Origin of the sequence: Streptomyces sp. NPDC005533, assembly GCF_042871845.1 — a bacterium.
In the GTDB taxonomy this organism is placed as follows: domain Bacteria; phylum Actinomycetota; class Actinomycetes; order Streptomycetales; family Streptomycetaceae; genus Streptomyces.
Genome location: NZ_JBIAJH010000006.1, coordinates 1 through 17,915, shown reverse-complemented (window position 1 = coordinate 17,915; position 17,915 = coordinate 1). Strand labels below are relative to the sequence as shown.

18 protein-coding genes and 1 pseudogene are annotated in these 17,915 nt (G+C 69.2%); 11 read left to right on the top strand and 8 right to left on the bottom strand.

The window, feature by feature from the left end:
• The first annotated feature begins 252 nt into the window (after positions 1-252).
• Positions 253-3,180, top strand: a complete 2,928-nt coding sequence (locus tag ACFYP3_RS07770; protein ID WP_388828416.1) for an SIR2 family protein — start codon at positions 253-255, stop codon at positions 3,178-3,180.
• On the top strand, positions 3,177-4,139 hold the full coding sequence (locus ACFYP3_RS07765) for a D-isomer specific 2-hydroxyacid dehydrogenase family protein (protein WP_388828413.1): 963 nt from the start codon (positions 3,177-3,179) through the stop codon (positions 4,137-4,139). The genes ACFYP3_RS07770 and ACFYP3_RS07765 overlap by 4 nt, the downstream gene beginning before the upstream one ends.
• On the opposite strand, the gene ACFYP3_RS07760 is transcribed toward ACFYP3_RS07765, so the two are convergent.
• The 3 genes from ACFYP3_RS07760 to ACFYP3_RS07750 form a co-directional block, all read right to left on the bottom strand.
• Positions 4,133-4,468 carry a PCC domain-containing protein gene (locus ACFYP3_RS07760; protein WP_388828410.1) on the bottom strand — a complete coding sequence of 112 codons (336 nt, stop codon included), beginning with the start codon at positions 4,466-4,468 and terminating at the stop codon, positions 4,133-4,135. The genes ACFYP3_RS07765 and ACFYP3_RS07760 overlap by 7 nt on opposite strands.
• 104 nt (positions 4,469-4,572) lie before the next feature.
• Positions 4,573-5,364 (bottom strand): hypothetical protein, encoded by a 792-nt coding sequence (locus tag ACFYP3_RS07755; RefSeq protein WP_388828407.1) that lies wholly within the window; start codon positions 5,362-5,364, stop codon positions 4,573-4,575.
• Between the two features lie 493 nt (positions 5,365-5,857).
• Entirely contained in the window at positions 5,858-6,910 is a 1,053-nt protein-coding gene (locus ACFYP3_RS07750; RefSeq protein WP_388828404.1) for a macro domain-containing protein, read from the bottom strand.
• 342 nt (positions 6,911-7,252) lie between these two features.
• Here ACFYP3_RS07750 and ACFYP3_RS07745 point away from each other — a divergent pair, with 342 nt between their 5' ends.
• The 4 genes and pseudogenes from ACFYP3_RS07745 to ACFYP3_RS07730 form a co-directional block, all read left to right on the top strand.
• The gene (locus tag ACFYP3_RS07745; protein ID WP_388828401.1) at positions 7,253-7,639 is read left to right on the top strand and encodes a CPCC family cysteine-rich protein; all 387 of its coding nucleotides are present in this window, start codon (positions 7,253-7,255) and stop codon (positions 7,637-7,639) included.
• Entirely contained in the window at positions 7,636-8,367 is a 732-nt protein-coding gene (locus ACFYP3_RS07740; RefSeq protein ID WP_388828398.1) for a HEAT repeat domain-containing protein, read from the top strand. Before ACFYP3_RS07745 ends, ACFYP3_RS07740 begins: the two co-directional genes overlap by 4 nt.
• A 2-nt stretch (positions 8,368-8,369) precedes the next feature.
• Positions 8,370-9,002 carry a DUF6000 family protein gene (locus tag ACFYP3_RS07735; RefSeq protein ID WP_388828395.1) on the top strand — a complete coding sequence of 211 codons (633 nt, stop codon included), beginning with the start codon at positions 8,370-8,372 and terminating at the stop codon, positions 9,000-9,002.
• Positions 9,003-9,268: 266 nt separating this feature from the next.
• Positions 9,269-9,403, top strand: a pseudogene (locus tag ACFYP3_RS07730) (Uma2 family endonuclease); the annotation flags it as partial.
• Between the two features lie 174 nt (positions 9,404-9,577).
• On the opposite strand, the gene ACFYP3_RS07725 reads toward ACFYP3_RS07730, so the two are convergent.
• From ACFYP3_RS07725 to ychF, 3 genes are all read right to left on the bottom strand, one after another.
• Positions 9,578-9,832 (bottom strand): Txe/YoeB family addiction module toxin, encoded by a 255-nt coding sequence (locus ACFYP3_RS07725; RefSeq protein WP_388828392.1) that lies wholly within the window; start codon positions 9,830-9,832, stop codon positions 9,578-9,580.
• A complete protein-coding gene (locus ACFYP3_RS07720) occupies positions 9,829-10,110 on the bottom strand; it encodes a type II toxin-antitoxin system Phd/YefM family antitoxin (RefSeq protein ID WP_388828389.1) in 282 nt (93 codons plus the stop codon). Before ACFYP3_RS07720 ends, ACFYP3_RS07725 begins: the two co-directional genes overlap by 4 nt.
• Before the next feature lie 229 nt (positions 10,111-10,339).
• The gene (gene ychF / locus ACFYP3_RS07715) at positions 10,340-11,428 is read right to left on the bottom strand and encodes a redox-regulated ATPase YchF (protein WP_351583980.1); all 1,089 of its coding nucleotides are present in this window, start codon (positions 11,426-11,428) and stop codon (positions 10,340-10,342) included.
• 255 nt (positions 11,429-11,683) lie between these two features.
• Here ychF and ACFYP3_RS07710 point away from each other — a divergent pair, with 255 nt between their 5' ends.
• Positions 11,684-12,082: a DUF6542 domain-containing protein gene (locus ACFYP3_RS07710; protein ID WP_388828386.1), complete on the top strand. Its 399-nt coding sequence runs from the start codon at positions 11,684-11,686 to the stop codon at positions 12,080-12,082.
• A gap of 14 nt (positions 12,083-12,096) precedes the next feature.
• Here the strand turns inward: ACFYP3_RS07710 and ppgK are convergent, their stop codons facing one another.
• Positions 12,097-12,861, bottom strand: coding sequence for a polyphosphate--glucose phosphotransferase (gene ppgK, locus ACFYP3_RS07705; RefSeq protein ID WP_388828383.1), 765 nt, complete (start codon positions 12,859-12,861; stop codon positions 12,097-12,099).
• Positions 12,862-12,882: 21 nt separating this feature from the next.
• Positions 12,883-13,875 (bottom strand): 4-hydroxy-3-methylbut-2-enyl diphosphate reductase, encoded by a 993-nt coding sequence (locus tag ACFYP3_RS07700; RefSeq protein ID WP_388828380.1) that lies wholly within the window; start codon positions 13,873-13,875, stop codon positions 12,883-12,885.
• An 86-nt stretch (positions 13,876-13,961) separates the two neighbouring features.
• Between ACFYP3_RS07700 and ACFYP3_RS07695 the strand changes: the two genes are divergently transcribed.
• The 4 genes from ACFYP3_RS07695 (at position 13,962) to ACFYP3_RS07680 (ending at position 17,734) form a co-directional block, all read left to right on the top strand.
• A complete protein-coding gene (locus tag ACFYP3_RS07695; RefSeq protein ID WP_388828377.1) occupies positions 13,962-15,482 on the top strand; it encodes an APC family permease in 1,521 nt (506 codons plus the stop codon).
• Positions 15,483-15,515: 33 nt separating this feature from the next.
• Entirely contained in the window at positions 15,516-16,730 is a 1,215-nt protein-coding gene (gene xseA, locus ACFYP3_RS07690) for an exodeoxyribonuclease VII large subunit (protein WP_388828373.1), read from the top strand.
• 97 nt (positions 16,731-16,827) lie between these two features.
• Entirely contained in the window at positions 16,828-17,046 is a 219-nt protein-coding gene (locus ACFYP3_RS07685) for an exodeoxyribonuclease VII small subunit (RefSeq protein WP_388828370.1), read from the top strand.
• Between the two features lie 97 nt (positions 17,047-17,143).
• The gene (locus ACFYP3_RS07680; RefSeq protein ID WP_388828368.1) at positions 17,144-17,734 is read left to right on the top strand and encodes a malonic semialdehyde reductase; all 591 of its coding nucleotides are present in this window, start codon (positions 17,144-17,146) and stop codon (positions 17,732-17,734) included.
• Positions 17,735-17,915: the final 181 nt, after the last annotated feature.

The window sequence follows — 17,915 nt, the reverse complement described above, 5'->3', positions numbered from 1 at the left end:
CACGCCCCGCCCCGGTCAGGCGGTAGTACTTGCGCGGTGCGCCACCGCCGGGCGACGGCGCCCGGTACCGCAGATCCGTGGTCGTCCCTTCGGGCTACGAAGTCCCCGCAACGGCCGCCCTGAGCCGAACCGGCCGATGTGGAGCGCGCTCGTCACCTTGGCGCGGTCGGCAGACACGGGTCACGGACCCCCGGCACAATACGTGCAGCCATCCGTAGCTGAGGAATCATGCCGGCGAGAGGAATCGGATCGATGAGCGCGTTCGAAGTCCCGCTTGAGTTAGCAGAGCAGTTCGGGCGCGGAAATGGTGTGCTCTTCGTAGGAGCGGGGCTCTCGAAAGGCGCGGGACTGCCGGACTGGCAGGGCTTGGTACACGGACTCGCCGACGAGATCCCGGGATGCCCTCCGGACGCGGACCACCGGGACATCGCCGCCTATTACGAGTTGGAGTTCGGCAGGAACCGCCTCGTACAGAGGATCCGGGACCAGTTGGACACCCTGCATCTGCAGCCCACGCCGGTACATCACGCTGCCGCCGCACTTCCTGTCCCGTTGGTCGTCACGACGAATTTCGACGACCTCCTCGAGCAGACCTACCGAGCGGACCGCAAGCCGTACAGCACCGTGACCCGCGCGGTCGACGCGGGATTCTGGTCGAGCGATCGCGTCCAGATCGTCAAGATCCACGGTGACCTCGCGATCCCGGAATCGATCGTCATCACCTCCAGCGACTACGAAGGCATCACGACCGACCGACCTTCCCTCGTTCGGCTGCTCAGCTCGACCCTGCAGACCCGGACGGTGCTGTTCATCGGGTACAGCGTCACCGACCCCGATCTGCGCACCCTCCTGACCCAGCTGCGCCAGGAGTCCGGTGACTACCGGCGCAATCTCTACTCGGTCCAGTTCGATGCGCCCGCACTGGCCGTGAAGGACCTTGAGCGCCGAGGCGTACGTGTCATCAACCTCACCTTGGCCGGCCGCTCCCCGAGCGAGGTTCTCCTGACCTGGCTCACCGAACTCCGGCAGCGCGCCACACGACACGCACCGCCGCCCGCCGAAAGCGCGGTGGAGCACAGAACGAGGAGCGACACCCAGCTTGCGGACGAGGTGATGGGGCTGCTCAAAACGATGGGCTACTCCCTGTCCCAGCCTCGGCGCAGTCCCGGAGTGGTGGACTTCCGAGCCGCCAAGCAAAGCGAAGGCACGCACATCCTGCGCTGGGTCCGGTGCGTGGAGGGAAGCGTCGGTTCGGGCCACATCGAGGGGGCGCAGGCTCTGCGGGCGTCCGATGAGACGGAAGGGGAGATCTGGGTCGTTGCCTATCGCAGCGGCGTCTTCACGTCCCAGGCCAAGGTGCGTGCCGAGAACAGTCCGGACACCCGGATCATGTCCATCGCGCAGTTCTACCGCACCATGCTGAACATCGACAGCTACCTTTCGCGTCTCATCGAGGAGCACGAAAGGCAACGCATCGACGATCTGTGGGTCAGCCTCGCCTGCGAAGTGCCCCAGTACGACCGGCTACGGGCGACCTCGATCAGCGTCGACAGCTTTGACGACGTGGAAGCCTTCCTCGATGTGTGGATCGACACCCCCGGCCGCAACCACATCTCCATCGTCGGAGACTTCGGAACCGGAAAGACCTGGCTGTGCCGCCACTATGCAGCCACCCTCGCCCGCCGCTACCTGGAGGACTGTGAGCACAATCGCGTACCCATCCTGATCTCCCTGCGCGATCGCTCCCGCGGCGACACCGTCAACATAAAAGAGCTCATCACCGACACCCTGGTGAACAGCTACGGCCTTCATCTTCCCGGTGGATACGAGACATTCCAGTTCCTCAACCGCCACGACAGCCTGGTCCTGATCCTCGACGGTTTCGATGAGATGCAGGCCCGGGTCGACGACTTGGCCACCGTGCGGAACTTCGACGAACTCGCCAAGATCGTGGAACCCGAAGCGAACTGCAAAGCGGTCCTGACCTGCCGGACCAGCTACTTCCGCACCGACCTTGAGGAGCGTGAGGTCCTGGCCGGAGAAGGCCTCCAGCGCATCCACCTGAGGGAGCGGCCCAATTTCGAGATCCTGCACCTCCTGCAGTTCGACGAACAACGGATCCGCGAGGCGCTGCAACGCCTGGTGGGCAGCCGGTCAGAGGCGTACCACGAGCAGATGAAGCGAATCTACGACCTCGCGGACCTGGCCCAGCGGCCGATCCTGCTGTCGATGATCGTCGCCACTCTTCCGATGCTCGTCCAACAGGCGACGGTCAACCCCGCCACGCTCTATGAGACTTATACCGATGAGTGGATGCGCAAGAACCTGACGGAGCAGCGCTCGATCCTCGACTCCCGGGACCATCGCGCCCTCATGCAGGAACTCGCCTGGGAAATGTTCCGGCGCGAGACGGCGTCGGTGCACTATTCAGAACTTCCCAGGACCCTGCTCGAGTCCCTTCCCCACAGCCGGACACCGCTCGTCTACAACTACGAGCACGATGTCCGCACCCAGTCGTTCCTGCAGCGCGACAGAGCAGGCTACTACAGCTTCGCCCACAAGTCGTTCATGGAGTTCTTCATCGCGCAGAGGATCTTCGCTGACATCTGCGAGGACGACAGCAGGCGCCTCACAGAGGCCCAGACGTCGCACGAGACAGACCAATTCATCAAGGACCTCCTCCTGCGGGAGCCCGTTCACATTGCGACGCTCAAGCGCTGGATGAACGAGGGGGAGACGTCCCTGCTGCAAGTCAACGCCGCCGGCATCATCTCGAAAGTGGGAGACCCGGCCCTGACCAGCAATGTCATCCAGCTGCTCGACCGCGACAAGGAGGTCAGGCGCCTCTACCTCACCGCCGTCATCTTCCGCGTGCTCGAGATCCGCTGGGAATCCGCCCAGCGCCTTGCGAGCGAGCCCAACGGCAGGCGGCTGCCCCACCTCCTGACGCTCACCTCGGACCAACTGAAGACGGTCGCCAACCGGTTCTGTGGCGAGGCACTCAATCACCGGGACGGGGTCGCCCGCTGGCTCTCGCTGGCACTACTGCAGCAAGTGAGTGATGTGGCGGCTGACGACATCCTCCAGACCCTGGAAGAGGTTGAGCGCCAGGAGGACGTGGTGGAGATCAGGGCGCTGATCCCGCAGATGAGATCGTCATTGGGACAGGGAGCACCATGAACAGCGCCATCGCCATCGAGCCTGCCCAGGGAAACGCCGCGGCCGGGCGGGCGAACGACCCGGAAGTCGCCGCGATGCGGAGCCGGATCGCGGATGCCGTCCGCGCTGGAGGCGGCCATGTGACCACGGCCGATCAGGCCGCAGGACTGGTGTGGCTCACCCAGGACGGCGTCGGCGAACTGGGCCGGTTTCTGGACAAGTACCCCGCCATCCGCTGGGTTCAGTTCCCCTGGGCGGGGGTGGAGGAGCTGGTGGCACAGGGCTTCATGGACCGCGATGTGACGTTCACCTGTGCCAAGGGGCTGTTCGCCGACCAGGTGGCCGAACACGCCCTGACCCTGGTCCTGGCCTCCCTGCGGCATCTCGTGGCACAGGCCAGGACTCCTCGCTGGCATTCGATCGACCCCGGTTCGCTCTTCGGCCGGCGGGTCACCATCCTGGGCGGTGGAGGAACCTCCGCCTCGCTGGTGCGGCTGCTGCAACCCTTCCAGTGCAGGATTCGGGTGTTGCGCCGCACAGCACAGCCTATGCAAGGGGTTGACGAGACCCTCCCGGTGTCCGCGTTGGAACAGGTCCTGCCGGAGACGGACGTGCTGGTCCTCGCCCTGGCGCTGACCCCTCGAACGCGGCACATCATCGGCGCCGAACAACTGGCCCTGCTCCCGCCCCACGCGGTTTTGGTCAACGTCGCTCGCGGGAAACACGTGGACACCGAGGCGCTGTACTCGGCCTTGCAGGACGGATCAATCGCGGCCGCCGCACTCGACGTCACCGAACCGGAGCCGCTCCCGGAGGGGCATCCGCTCTGGCATCATCCCGGGGCCCTCATCACTTCTCATTGTGCGGACTCAGCCGACTACGTGGCCGCCATGCTGTGCGGACGGGTGACCCGCAACGTGGCGAACCTGCGAGACGGTCTCGCGTTGGAGGGCCTCGTCGACGCAAGGCACGGCTACTGATCCGCGATCACATAGACGCGGACGAACCAGTGGCCGACCGTCGCTGCATGCAGGTGACCGCTGACGGCGCTTCCGTCTTCCGTGCCGAACACGGCGTGGATGTGCGGAACGCCGTCGCGGACCTCCCCCGTGCCGAACATCTCCAGTGGATCGGTGTACGTCCGGATGACATCGGAACCGGCATCACCTTTGGGCATGGTGCTGACCTCGCAGTGGTCCACAGCGCCGATGACGGAGACGATCGCTCCCTTGACGACGCTCCGTGCGGCCAACTCCGTCCGGACGCGGCTCAACACCTCTTCGCCCTGGGCCACTTCGATAGTCAGCATCGTCTCTCCCGCACGATCCAAGCGACGTCCCGGCGTACCGTGGACACGGCACGCTCTGCCCAACGGCGCGATCCTAGCCAGTCGGCCGGCTCGGTCGCAGCGCCTCAACGAACCCCGCCCCTGGCCTCTTGCGCCAGCTGGTCGAAGTTCTGCGCGATTGCCTCACCGAGCGTCCACGTGTGCCAGAAGTGGGCTCTGGCCAGCGGACTCCCGTCCAGCATGTCCGCCCTCGCATAGGCGGCGTTCGCCCAGTCGAAGCGTCGCCCCGCAGGGTCCGCGTGGTGCGCGTCGTGACAGCCGTTGTCGGTCAGGCCGATGACGAAGAACCGCCCTACGACCAGATGCCAGAACATGAAACGAATCCACCATCTGGCCCAGGCACGCAGGTGGGTCGGGGTCCAAGGAGCCGGATCCGGAGTGCGGTCGACGAAGAACCGGGCACCGGTCTTCTCCGCATATCCCGACCAGCCGGGCTCCTCGGACTCCTTGAACCACGCGTGCAGGCCCAGCGCGTAGAGCACCATGCTCATGTGGTGGCCGATCGTCAGCGGAAGGGCCCACGAGACGGCCCATGCGATGAGTGGCGCGGGCCCGTCGACTCTCAGGGACCATCCCACCGCGAACAGCAGCAGGAGCGCCTGGAACCCCGCGAAGCACGCGGTGCGCAGGGGACGCCGGCGGGGGGCGAAGTTCCGGCTGATTCGTCGGGCCACGGTGTGCGCGATGAGCCGTGGCGAGACCAGCGCCCGCACCAGCCTCCTGGGGTACTCCTGCCTCGGAAGCCCGGGGACGATGCCCAACCGGCCGAGATCCTTCTGGTCGGGGTCATCGTCCATGGTCAGTGAGGCATGGTGCACGGCGTGGTCGGCGCGGTACTCGGCCAAGGACTGGGTCATGCCGACCACACCCGCCAGCTCGCCTATCAGCCTGCCGTGGGGCCCCAGATCTCCGTGACTGGCATGGTGCAGGACGAAGTTGTGCTGGGCTCTGAAGGCCCCCGCTGCTACTACGGAGCACATCGACGCTGCTGCTGCGGCGGCCAACCGGACCGGCAGCGACGCGGGCTCCGTACCTGCCAGCACGGCGGTGGCCCCCAGGCCCACGGAAGCGAGCAGAACCGCGAAGCTACCGGCCCAGCACAGGGCCGGGGTCTTCCGTAGAAGCGGCTTCTGAAGCCGGTGCGGAGCACCGATGACAAAGGTGAGAAACGCTTGGAACAATCTGCCTTTCGGCAGGGAGTGGAATGCCCGGCACCGATTGCAGGGCATTCCATCGGCTGCACATAAGTGACAGGTGATTTCAGCACCACTCCGACTCATGTCCCCTCCTTGCCGAGCACTATGGCAGCGCGCCGACCAGGCCGACAAGAAGCGTTTCCGACGTCCGAAATCACGCCTCGGGCGGATCCATTAGTTCCGGAAGCAGCGTGATCACGGACCGGCACACCTCGGCCTGCACATCCGTATAGGCCAATAGGTAGACCGTGCGGATCCGCGAGGCCGGGTGGGCCTGGAAGTAACCTGCGACGGCGGCCGCCAGACCCTCCGCGGTCCTCCGGAGATCGCTGTTGCCACCCCCTGTTCCCAGCAACGGCAACACGACGGAGCGCAGCCCCTCCCCGGCCTCGTTCAGCCGGTCCACCTCGCCCAGCAGGTTGCGCACGCACCGCTCCAGGTCCATGACCTGCCTGAAGCCCGATGCGGGCTCACCCTCGACGGCGGCGACGTGGACGATGCGCTTGACCTGGTGGCTCCCGAGGAGCTCTCCTGACCCGGTACTCAGGACCTGGCCTGCGGCGACATGGGTCTGACCCGCCATCTTCCCGGCCAGCTCCAGGGCGATCCGGTCCTTCACGAGGTGCCCGCCCGCGTCCCGCGTCCCTCCGTGGTAGCGGATCGTCGCGGAGATCGTCGGCTCGGTGATGCGGGACATGTCCATCTGGGTGTTCTCAGGATTGACCCACACGTCCACCCCCAGCACGTTCGCCAGATTTCCGGTAATCATCCCGAGGTGGTGCCGACGGCTGTCCTTGAGCGGAACCTCGTACCGGGTGCTGCGCGCCGGCGGTACCGGCGCGTCCTGTGCGGCCAAGGCACTGTCGAGCCGTTTCCGGAGTCTGGCATTCTCCTTGGCGGCGGCCTTGAGCGCGGAGGCGGTCTCGTCATGGGGCCTCGTCTTGGAAAGCCAGGAATAGGAGACGAGCATGAAGAACCCGGCAAACCCGGCAGCACCGCCGAGCCCGAACCCCATCGCTCTGCCTTCCGATACCGAGTCAGGGAACGTCGAATACAGGAAAAGCGCGCTCGCCAGCGAGTAGAGGAGAACGGAGGGCAACTGCAGTGCATACTGCCGCCCCTGCCCCCTCGGCCCCGAGGCCCAGACCTGCAGCCCAACGCCCGCCGCAATGAGAACACCCGTCACACCCAACAACAGCCGGCTCACTGGTGTCGCTTCCTCCCCTGTTGCGCCCCAGCGGGACGCCCGACCTTCAAGGCCCAAGCCCGCCCCGGAGGCTACTCCCGAAGCAGCTCCATGTCCGGCTGACGCCAAGGCACTTGACCGTTGCGGCCACGCGGCCGCCCCTGTCGACTCGAACACCGCCTCGACCACTCCGGCAGATGCCGCGCCCAACGGCGGGAGTCGGCTCTTCCCCTGGAGCCGTGCCCCCTGGACGGCATGTGGACGGGAGGCCGGCTGCAGACCGGCCGGGTGTGCGGAGAGCCGGGTGTGCGGAGACAGAGAAACTCATGGCGTACCGGCCGGACCTGCAACCAGACTGTGCAGGTGAGAGACTCCCACCCCTGTCCCTGCTGCGGGCACCGCGTGCTCGACGACCTGCCCGGCTCGTACGGGATCTGCCCCGTCTGCTTCTGGGAGGACGACGGGGTCCAGTTCCGCTGGCCGACCATGGACGGCGGAGCGAACAAGATCTCCCTGATCGAGGCCCAGCGCAACTACCAGGACTTCGGCGCCTGCGATCAGCACGGACGGCAGTACGTCCGCCCTCCGGCAGAGGACGAACCCCTGGACCCCGCCTGGCGTCCCATCGACCTGACACGCGACTCCTTCGAGGACTGGGAAGCCGAGGACCGCGTCCCGTGGCCCGACGACCTCTCGGTGCTCTGCTGGTGGCTCCCCACCTTCTGGCGCCGCGCCCACCCGGCGTCGTGACTCACCACATCGAGGGACTCGTCCACCAGCTGGACGGCGAAGCCGGCGCGTCCTACGACGCCCGCGCGGAACTGATCCGGATCGGCGCCGACGCTATCCCCGCCATCATCCACGGACTCCCCTCCCTCGGCGGCTTCGGTCAGCTGACCGCCATCGAGGTCTTCGAGGCGGTGGGCGATCCCCGCTGCGGCCCCGCCCTCATCGGCCTGCTGGCCAGCGACAACCCGACCGTCCGCGGATGGGCGGCGATCGCCTTGGCGAACCTGGAGATCGAGGGCGCGGTCGAGCCCCTGCGCCGCGCCCACCACGCCTGCCTGGAACGGGCCACTCCGCCGGACTGGACCGAGCCCGACGGCATCCGCTGGGCCCTGACGGAACTCGGCGCCCGCGCCCCCGTCGTCCCGCCGCTCACCGCGCGCCTACGAGTCAGCGCTGCGGACGACGCCCCCGGCTGGCCCTCGGCCCACTTCACCGAGATCGTCAACGACCTGGCCGACCACGCCCAGGTGATCCTCTACTCCCAGTTCTGGCGAGTGGACAGCGGCGGCACCTACGCGATCTCCGGCACCGGCCTGGACTGGGAACTCGACTGGAATGCACCCTGGGAGCACCTGGTCGAAGAGTCCCGCGCCTGGTCCCTGCTGGAATCCTCCGAAGCCCCCGCCGGCGACAACATCTTCGTCGCCCCCACCTGGATCGACCGTACCGACCTGCACCCGGAGAGGTGACGATGCCGTTCCGGCAGCCCAGGGAGATCGGCCACGGTCATGTGGTCGAGAGCTACGTGACGAGGATGTACGCGGGCCTCCCGCGCTACCTCGTACTGAATGGCGGGCGCTTCCTGAGCCCCCGGCGGCGGCACACCACCCGCTTCACCCGCCACCTGATCGACGACGCCGCAGCGATCACCGACGAGGAACTGGAAGCCCTCCTCGGATACGAATGGCGCTCGCGCCTCACCGCCGCCTGGCTGATCGGCGTCGACCGCCGCGAACGGTTCCGGGCACGCATCGGCGACCTGCTCCTGGCCAGCGAGGTCTGCTACTCCGGCGGCGCCTACTGCTTCGCCTTGGCCCGCTTCGGCACGCACGCGGACGCCGAGATCCTCGCCGCCTACCTCGACCGCTACCTCCCCCGCACCGACCTCCGCTACGACCAGCCCGCCGCCCTGGGCGCCCTCCTTCACCTCGACGCCCGGCTCGGCACCCACCACGCCGACCGCTTCACGGAGCCCGACGGCCGCTGGGACCGGTGGGTGCAGGCCCTTGCACACCTCCAGGACTCCCCCTCTTTCACACCCGCCGACCAGCGCCGCTTGACGGATCTCCAGTGCACCTACGCGAACGGCTGGTCCCGTCGGTAGCCCTGCCCCAGGCACCCCGACCCTTCGGCAAGGTCGGGTGGGGCACCCACCACGCGCCCACTACAACACCCCCACCTGGGGAAACACGCTTTCACAGGGCCCAAGTCGGCACAGAGAAAGCGACTGAAGGCCACGCGCCTCTCAGACGGACCGCGGACCGCGGTTGATATGAGTCGGTCTGCCGGTAATGGCGCGGCAAGTCACCGGAACTCCACACGCCAGGTCCGTTCGTTCCTCGGCTTGAGTTGCAGGGCTACCGTGAAGCCATGACCGCGCTGCCCGACTGGATGCGCCCGCCGCGCGCGGAAGGCTGGTTCGCGGAGGATCTCGACCGCCTTCCCGAGGCACCCCGCCACACCGAACTGATCGACGGAGCCCTCGTCTTCCTGGCCGTTCCTGAGGATCTCGGGGCCGAGCGGTCTCGCCCATCGCTCCGGGGAGGTTCTGACCGAGGCCGAGGTCTGGGGTGAACGCCGCCGGCGCGTGCGGACAGCACAAAGGCCTGACCCGTGTTCTCACAGGTCAGGCCGTCTTTGGGTAAGGGGGTCATCCCAGCCCCATCCCAGCACGGGCGGTCAGTAGTGGTACCGAGCTGCGAGGACGACGATCTCTCTGTCTGTCACCAGGTAGACGAGACGGTGCTCGTCGTCGATCCGCCGCGACCACACGCCAGGCAGGTGGTACTTCAAAGGTTCGGGCTTGCCGATCCCCGAGAACGGGTCACGCCTCACGTCCTCGATGAGCTTGTTGATTCGAGCGAGCATCTTGCGATCGCTCTTGAGCCAGGACGTGTAGTCCTCCCAGCCCTGATCCTCGAAGACGAGTCTCACGCGCCACCCGCACCCGCGTCCGCCGAGTCCGGATCGATCAGCTCGCGCTCCGACACGTTGATGTTCGCCAGGGCGTTCTCGTACGCCTTGAGGAGCCGGCGAGCGTTCGCCGGAGAGCGCAGCAGATACGAGCCCTCGCGCAGCGCCGCGTAGTCCTCGGCCGAGACAAGCACGGCGTTGCCGTGCTTCGAGACGATCTCGATGGCCTCGTGGTTCTCGTTGACCTTCTTGATCAGCGGGAAGAGCTCCTTGCGGGCTTCACTCGCAGTTATCGACACGGCCTGACCTCTTCCCTCAGAGTGGTACCTAATAACGTACCACTCTGCATGCCCCTCGCGCATGGTGCATGAGCCAGGCGTCGTGCGCCCGGCGACGAGGCGATGGACCAGGCGAAGGCGCGGATAGCAGCCCAGAAGCACGGGAATCAGTCAGGGGTCCGACTCCAAAGAGACGGACCCCTTCGACCTGCATGTTTGCTAGACCACCTGCATTGCGGTACGCAGCTGGCTACACGTTGAAGCGGAACTCGACCACGTCGCCGTCCTGCATGACGTAGTCCTTGCCCTCCATGCGGGCCTTGCCCTTGGAGCGGGCCTCGGCGACCGAGCCGCAGGCGACCAGGTCCGCGAACGAGATGACCTCGGCCTTGATGAAGCCGCGCTGGAAGTCGGTGTGGATCACGCCGGCGGCCTCGGGGGCGGTGGCGCCCTGCTTGATGGTCCAGGCGCGGGTTTCCTTCGGGCCGGCCGTCAGGTAGGTCTGCAGGCCCAGGGTGGCGAAGCCGACGCGGCCGAGGGTGGCCATGCCGGGCTCGTCCTGGCCGACCGACTGGAGGAGTTCGAGGGCCTCCTCGTCGTCCAGCTCGACCAGGTCCGCCTCCAGCTTGGCGTTCAGGAAGATCGCCTCCGCCGGGGCGACCAGGGCGGACTGCTCCGCCTTGAACGCGTCGTCCGTCAGCTCGTCCTCGTCCACGTTGAAGACGTAGAGGAAGGGCTTCGTGGTGAGGAGGTGGAGCTCGTGGAGGAGGTCGCCCTGCTCCGTGCCCTTGGTGATGCCGCGGGAGAAGAGGGTGTGGCCCTCCTCCAGGATCTTCTGGGCCTTCTCGACGGCGGCGAGGACCGCGACCTTCTCCTTCTGGAGGCGGGACTCCTTCGTCAGGCGCGGCACCGCCTTCTCGATGGACTGGAGGTCGGCGAGGATCAGCTCGGTGTTGATCGTCTCGATGTCGTCCTTCGGCGAGACCTTGCCGTCGACGTGGACGACGTTCTCGTCCTTGAAGGCGCGGATGACCTGGCAGATGGCGTCCGACTCGCGGATGTTCGCCAGGAACTTGTTGCCCAGGCCCTCGCCCTCCGAGGCGCCGCGGACGATGCCCGCGATGTCGACGAAGTCGACCGTCGCCGGGAGGATCCGCTGCGAGCCGAAGATGCCGGCCAGGACGCCGAGGCGCTGGTCCGGGACGCCGACGACGCCGACGTTCGGCTCGATCGTGGCGAACGGGTAGTTGGCCGCCAGCACGTCGTTCTTGGTCAGGGCGTTGAACAGGGTCGACTTGCCGACATTCGGCAGGCCGACGATTCCGATCGTGAGCGACACGTTGGCGACTTCCCGTAGCTGGAGGGGGCGGCGGCCCGGAGGTGGGCCACCGGACAGTTTACTTTCCGATGAGTGGCGGTGGATGTACGCGTGTCCGGGAGCCGATCCGGCGCCCTCCCCGCCTAGTTTGGTGGGGTGGAGCAATACAGGACGCGACCGGCCCCTCACCCGCAGCGACCCCCGGCCCAGCGCCGTCGGCCGCCGACGGGCGTGCCCGCCCAGGGCGGCGCCCCGCGGCCCGCGGCGGTGCGGCGGATGCCCCGGCCCCGGCTGACCGGGCTCGGCGGCGGACTGTTCGCGTGCGCGGCCATGGTGCTCGTCGCCGGGATCTGCCGGCTGCTCTTCGGCTCCTCGCTCTTCGTCTACGGGCTGCTCTTCGTGCCCGTCGCGGCCGCCGCCGCGCTCTGGGTGCGGCCCGCCGACCTGGTCACCGCGCCGATCAGCGCCCCCATCGCCTTCGCCGCCGGGGTGTGGCCCATCTCGGGCGGCTCCGGCGGCTTCGGCGGGCAGCTCATGGGGCTGGTGTCCGCCCTGTCGCTGCACGCCGGCTGGCTGTACGCGGGCACGCTGGTCGCCGCGCTGATCGTCGTCGTGCGCAAGGCCGTGCTGATCGGGAAGAGGCGGCTCCCCCGCCGGACCGCCTCCACCTCCTAGCCGAGCGGACCGGGCTACCGGCCCTTCGCCGCCTTCGCCGCCTTCGCCGCCATCGCCGCGCCCACGATCCCCGCGTTGTTCTGGAGCTTCGCCGGCACGATCTCGGCCCGGACGTCCTCGATCAGCGGCAGGAACTTCTCCGGCTTGCGGCTGACGCCGCCGCCGATGATGAAGAGGTCCGGGGAGAAGAGCATCTCCACGTGCTCCAGGTACTTCTGCACCCGGTGCGCCCAGCGCTCCCAGGTCAGCTCGTGGTCCTCCTTGGCCTTCACCGACGCCCGCGTCTCCGCGTCGTGGCCCTTCAGCTCCAGGTGGCCGAGCTCCGTGTTCGGCACCAGCCGCCCGTCCCGGAAGAGGGCGCTGCCGATGCCCGTGCCCAGCGTCAGCATGATGACCGTGCCGTCGCGCCCCTTCCCGGCCCCGTACGCCATCTCCGCGATCCCCGCCGCGTCCGCGTCGTTGAGGACCGTGACCGGCCTGCCGTCCAGCCGCTGCGACAGCAGGTCCGCCGCCTCGACGCCGACCCACCCCTTGTCCATGTTGGCCGCGGTACGGATGAGGCCGCCCGTGACCACCCCGGGGAAGGTGACCCCCACCGGGCCGTCCCAGTCGAAGTGGCGCACCACCTCGACGACGCAGCCGGCCACCTCGTCGGGGGTGGCCGGCTGCGGTGTCAGTACTTTGTGGCGCTCGTGCGCCAGGTCGCCACGGTCCGGGTCCAGGTCCACGGGAGCGCCCTTGATCCCGGATCCGCCGATGTCCACGCCAAAGATCTGCATGGACATACCGTACGAAAGGAGTTACTTGTCTGCGACCAGTTCGGCGGCCTCGGCCCGCAGGTCGCGGCGCAGTTCCTTGGGCAGCGAGAAGACGATCGACTCCTCGGCGGTCTTGACGATCTCCACGTCCGCGTAACCGCGCGCCGCCAGCCACTCCAGGACCTCCTCGACGAGGACCTCCGGCACCGAGGCGCCCGAGGTGAGGCCGACGGTGGTGACGCCCTCCAGCCAGGCCTCGTCGATCTCGCTCGCGAAGTCGACGAGGTGCGCGGCGCGCGCGCCCGCGTCGAGCGCGACCTCCACCAGCCGGATGGAGTTCGAGGAGTTCTTCGAGCCGACCACGATGACCAGGTCGGAGTCGGCGCCCATCACCTTGACGGCGGCCTGCCGGTTCGAGGTGGCGTAGCAGATGTCGTCGCTGGGCGGCGAGACGAGCAGCGGGAACCTGGTCTTCAGCGCGTCGACCGTCTCCATCGTCTCGTCGACCGAGAGGGTGGTCTGCGACAGCCAGACGACCTTCGACTCGTCCCGCACCTCGACGCGCGCGACGTCGTCCGGGCCGTCGACGATCGTGATGTGGTCCGGGGCCTCGCCGGAGGTGCCGATGACCTCCTCGTGGCCCTCGTGGCCGATGAGGAGGATGTCGAAGTCCTCGTTCGCGTACCGGACGGCTTCCTTGTGCACCTTGGTGACCAGCGGGCAGGTGGCGTCGATCGTCGCGAGCTTGCCGCGCGCCGCCTCCTCGTGCACCACGGGGGCCACGCCGTGCGCGGAGAACATCACGATGGAGCCCTCGGGCACCTCCTCCGTCCGCTCGACGAAGATGGCGCCCTTCTTCTCCAGCGTCTGGACGACGTACTTGTTGTGCACGATCTCGTGACGGACGTAGACCGGCGCGCCGTACTGCTCGAGAGCCTTCTCGACAGCGATCACGGCTCGGTCGACGCCCGCGCAGTAGCCGCGCGGGGCGGCGAGCAGGACACGGCGGGAAGCGGCAGCAGTCATGCCCTCCATCGTACGGGGGTCCCCAGCAGGCCGTTCGTCCCCCGTCCGCCCCACACTTGATCGCAAGCGTGTTCACGGCGTCCCCCGGAGGGCCGATGGTGTCGGGTACGGATCCCAGTACGGCGCCGCCGGTCCCGGAGCGGGCCCCCGGCGGACCGCTCCGGCGGAGCCTCGGCTTCCGGGACCTGGTCGTCTACGGGCTGCTCTTCATCGCCCCCATGGCCCCCGTCGGGGTCTTCGGCACCCTGGACGCGAAGTCGCACGGCGCCGTCGCCCTCGTCTACCTCGCCGCGACCGTCGCGATGGCCTTCACGGCCTTCTCGTACGCGCAGATGGTGCGGGTGGCCCCGCAGGCCGGCTCGGTCTTCACCTACGCCCGCAAGGGCCTGGGCGAGGGGCCGGGGCTGATCGCCGGGTGGATGGCCATGCTCGACTACCTGCTGATCCCGGCGGTCGCGTACCTCTTCTCCGGGATCGCGATGAACGCGCTGGTGCCGGAGGTCTCCCGGTGGGCGTGGACGGCGCTGGCCGTCGGGATCACCACCCTGCTCAACCTGTGGGGCGTACGGGCGGCCGCGCGCGTGGGCTTCGCCGTGCTGGCCCTGGAGATCGTCGTCCTGCTCGTCTTCCTGGTCGCCGCGGTGACGGTCCTGGTCCAGGGCGGGGCGCGGCGCGGCTGGCTGTCCCCGCTGACCGGCGACGGCTCGCTCGGCTTCAGTACGGCCGCGGTGCTGGGCGCGGTGTCCGTGGCGGTCCTCTCCTATCTCGGCTTCGACGCCATCGCCTCCTTCGCCGAGGAGGTGACGGGGGGCTCGGAGCGCGTGGCGCGGGCGGTGCTCTTCTGCCTGGCGCTGGCGGGGCTGCTGTTCATCGCCCAGAGCTATCTGGCGGCGCTGCTCATGCCCGTCTCCGCGGCGGAGCTCGCGGCCGATCCGGGACGGCAGGGCCCGGCCTTCTACGACGCGGTGGAGTCCTCGGTCGGCCCCTGGCTGCACGACCTGGTGGCGGCCGGCAAGGCCATCGGGGCGGCCTTCGCGGCGCTGGCGGGGCAGGCGGCGGCCGGGCGGCTGGTGTTCGCGATGGCCCGGGAGCGGCGGCTCCCCCGGGTGCTCGCGCGGACCTCGAACGGCACCCCGCGGCTCGCCCTGCTGGTGGCGGCCGCCGTCACGCTGGTGGCCGCCGTGTGGGCGGCCCGGCGCGACGACGGGCTGGACCACCTGGTGTCCGTCGTGGACGTCGGGGCACTGGTGGCCTTCACCCTGCTGCACGCGTCGGTGGTGGGGTGGTTCGTGGTGAAGCGGCGGGAGGGCCCGCCGGTGCGGTGGAAGCACCTGGTGATGCCGGTGCTCGGGGCGGCGGTGACCGTCGCGGTGATCGTGGAGGCCTCCTGGACGGCGCAGGTGGTGGGCGCGGCATGGCTGGCGGTGGGCCTGGCCGTGCTCCTGGCCCAGCACGGCCACCGGGGCGGGCAGGGCAAGCAGGGTGGGGCCGGTGGGGGCGGTGGGCCCGGTGGGGGCGGTGGGCCCGGTGGGGGCGGTGGGCCCGGTGGGGGCGGTGGGCCCGGTGGGGGCGCGGATTTCGGGGCGCCGGGGTCCGACACCCGCCCCGGGGCCTGAGACGCTGTCAGCGGCGCCCGTTAGCCTGCGTGCATGGGTCTGAATACGTCGGCCGAGGCGCCGCTGCCGGTAGGCCAGGTGTCGCGGCTCATCGGGGGCTGGATCGAGCGGCTCGGTCAGGTGTGGGTGGAGGGGCAGATCACGCAGCTCTCGCGGCGGCCGGGGGCGGGGGTGGTCTTCCTGACGCTGCGCGACCCCTCGCACGACATCTCGGTCAGCGTGACCTGCTTCCGCCAGGTCTTCGACGAGGTCGCGGACGTGGTCTCGGAGGGTGCCCGGGTCGTCCTGCTGGCCAAGCCCGAGTGGTACGCCCCGCGCGGGCAGCTGTCCCTGCGGGCCACGGAGATACGGCCCGTCGGCATCGGGGAGCTCCTCGCCCGGCTGGAGCGGCTCAAGCGCTCGCTGGCCTCCGAGGGGCTCTTCGCGCTGGAGCGCAAGAAGCCGCTGCCCTTCCTGCCGCAGCTGATCGGACTGGTGGTCGGCCGGGCCTCGGCCGCCGAGCGCGACGTACTGGAGAACGCCCGCCGCCGGTGGCCCGCGGTCCGCTTCGAAGTGCGGAACGTGGCCGTCCAGGGCGTCCACGCCGTGCCGCAGGTGGTCCGGGCGGTCAAGGAGCTCGACGACCTGGACGAGGTCGACGTGATCATCGTGGCGCGTGGCGGCGGCAGCGTGGAGGACCTGCTGCCCTTCTCCGACGAGGAGGTCGTGCGCGCCGTGGCGGCGGCCCGCACGCCCGTGGTCTCGGCGATCGGCCACGAGCCGGACTCCCCGCTGCTGGACCTGGTCGCGGACGTACGGGCCTCCACGCCCACGGACGCGGCGAAGAAGGTGGTCCCGGACGTGGGCGAGGAGCTGGAGCGGGTACGCCAGCTGCAGGCCCGGGGGCTGCGGGCGGTGACCGGGCTGCTCGACCGGGAGGAGCGGGGGCTCGCGCACGCCCTCGCCCGGCCGGTCTTCGTCCACCCGCAGCGGATGGTGGAGATCCGGGAGGACGAGCTGGACGCGCTGCTGGCGCGCGGCCGGCGCACGCTCGGGCACCTGCTGGACCGGGCCGACTCGGAGCTCGCCCACACCCTCGCCCGGGTGGTGGCGCTGTCCCCGGCAGCGACCCTGGAGCGCGGGTACGCCGTACTGCAGCGGGCCGACGGCCATGTGGTGCGTTCACCGCAGGAGCTCGCGGCGGACGAGGTGCTGCGGGCACGGGTGGCGGGGGGCAGCTTCTCCGTACGGGTCGCCCCGCCCGAGTAACGGGCAGCGGGCAGCGGGCAGCGGGCAGCGGCACCCGGAAACACGACACACGGCCGCAACCAACTGGTTGCACTACACGCAGAGGATGGACGAGGGAATGGCAGAGGCCGAGACGGCGCTGGGATACGAGCAGGCCCGTGACGAGCTCATCGAGGTCGTCCGCAAGCTGGAGGCGGGCGGGACCTCGCTGGAGGACTCGCTGGCGCTCTGGGAGCGCGGCGAGGAGCTGGCGACGGTCTGCCGGCACTGGCTGGAGGGCGCCCGGGCCCGGCTGGACTCGGCGCTGGCGGCGCGCGAGCCGGCCGAGGAGGAGTGATCCCGATCACCATCGGGGGCATTTAGTTGAAAATTCATCTACCTCGGCCGTAGAGTCGGGGACATCGCTTCACCTCCGTATGGAAGAAGGCTTTCCGATGTCTCTCGTTCTTGACTCCGCCGCGCAGGACCTGCTGTTCCGCGAGGCCCGCACGGCCAACTCGTTCTCGGACGAGCCGGTCACCGAGGAGCAGGTCCAGGCGATCTACGACCTGGTGAAGTTCGGCCCCACCGCGTTCAACCAGACGCCGCTGCGCATCACGCTGGTCCGCTCCCCCGAGGCCCGCGAGCGCCTCGTGAAGCACATGGCCGAGGGCAACGCGGCGAAGACCGCCGCCGCGCCGCTGGTCGCGATCCTCTCCGCGGACAACGAGTTCCACGAGGAGCTCCCGCAGCTGCTGCCGCACTTCCCGCAGGCCAAGGACCTCTTCTTCGCCGAGCGCCCGGTCCGCGAGCAGTCCGCGCTGCTGAACGCCGCCCTGCAGGCCGCGTACTTCATCGTCGGCGTCCGCGCCGCCGGTCTGGCCGCGGGCCCGATGACCGGCGCCGACTTCGCCGGCATCCAGAAGGAGTTCCTGGACGCCGACCACACCCCGCTGATGGTCGTCAACATCGGCAAGCCGGGCGAGGACGCGGCGTTCGCGCGCTCCCCGCGCCTGGCGTTCGACGAGGTCGTCACCACCGTCTGAGCGGCCGCGAGCGCGGCCGCGGGCCGCGGTGCGCGAGAAAGGGCCGTGCCCCCGGGATCCGGGGGCGCGGCCCTTTGGCCTGCGGGTGGCTGCGCCGCTCGGGCGGGGTCGGCGGGGGGGCCGGGGGGGGGGGGGGGGGGGGGGGGGGGGGGGGGGGGGGGGGGGGGGGGGGGGGGGGGGG

Excerpts from the sequence above, each read along its gene's own strand:
- ACFYP3_RS07735 (WP_388828395.1), top strand. The coding sequence starts at position 8,370 with ATGCCGTTCCGGCAGCCCAGGGAGATCGGCCACGGTCATGTGGTCGAG.
- ACFYP3_RS07765 (WP_388828413.1), top strand. The coding sequence starts at position 3,177 with ATGAACAGCGCCATCGCCATCGAGCCTGCCCAGGGAAACGCCGCGGCC.
- xseA (WP_388828373.1), top strand. The coding sequence starts at position 15,516 with ATGGGTCTGAATACGTCGGCCGAGGCGCCGCTGCCGGTAGGCCAGGTG.
- ACFYP3_RS07770 (WP_388828416.1), top strand. The coding sequence starts at position 253 with ATGAGCGCGTTCGAAGTCCCGCTTGAGTTAGCAGAGCAGTTCGGGCGC.
- ppgK (WP_388828383.1), bottom strand. The coding sequence starts at position 12,861 with ATGCAGATCTTTGGCGTGGACATCGGCGGATCCGGGATCAAGGGCGCT.
- ACFYP3_RS07760 (WP_388828410.1), bottom strand. The coding sequence starts at position 4,468 with ATGCTGACTATCGAAGTGGCCCAGGGCGAAGAGGTGTTGAGCCGCGTC.
- ACFYP3_RS07700 (WP_388828380.1), bottom strand. The coding sequence starts at position 13,875 with ATGGAGGGCATGACTGCTGCCGCTTCCCGCCGTGTCCTGCTCGCCGCC.
- ACFYP3_RS07695 (WP_388828377.1), top strand. The coding sequence starts at position 13,962 with ATGGTGTCGGGTACGGATCCCAGTACGGCGCCGCCGGTCCCGGAGCGG.
- ACFYP3_RS07755 (WP_388828407.1), bottom strand. The coding sequence starts at position 5,364 with ATGACCCAGTCCTTGGCCGAGTACCGCGCCGACCACGCCGTGCACCAT.
- ACFYP3_RS07710 (WP_388828386.1), top strand. The coding sequence starts at position 11,684 with ATGCCCCGGCCCCGGCTGACCGGGCTCGGCGGCGGACTGTTCGCGTGC.
- ACFYP3_RS07685 (WP_388828370.1), top strand. The coding sequence starts at position 16,828 with ATGGCAGAGGCCGAGACGGCGCTGGGATACGAGCAGGCCCGTGACGAG.
- ACFYP3_RS07680 (WP_388828368.1), top strand. The coding sequence starts at position 17,144 with ATGTCTCTCGTTCTTGACTCCGCCGCGCAGGACCTGCTGTTCCGCGAG.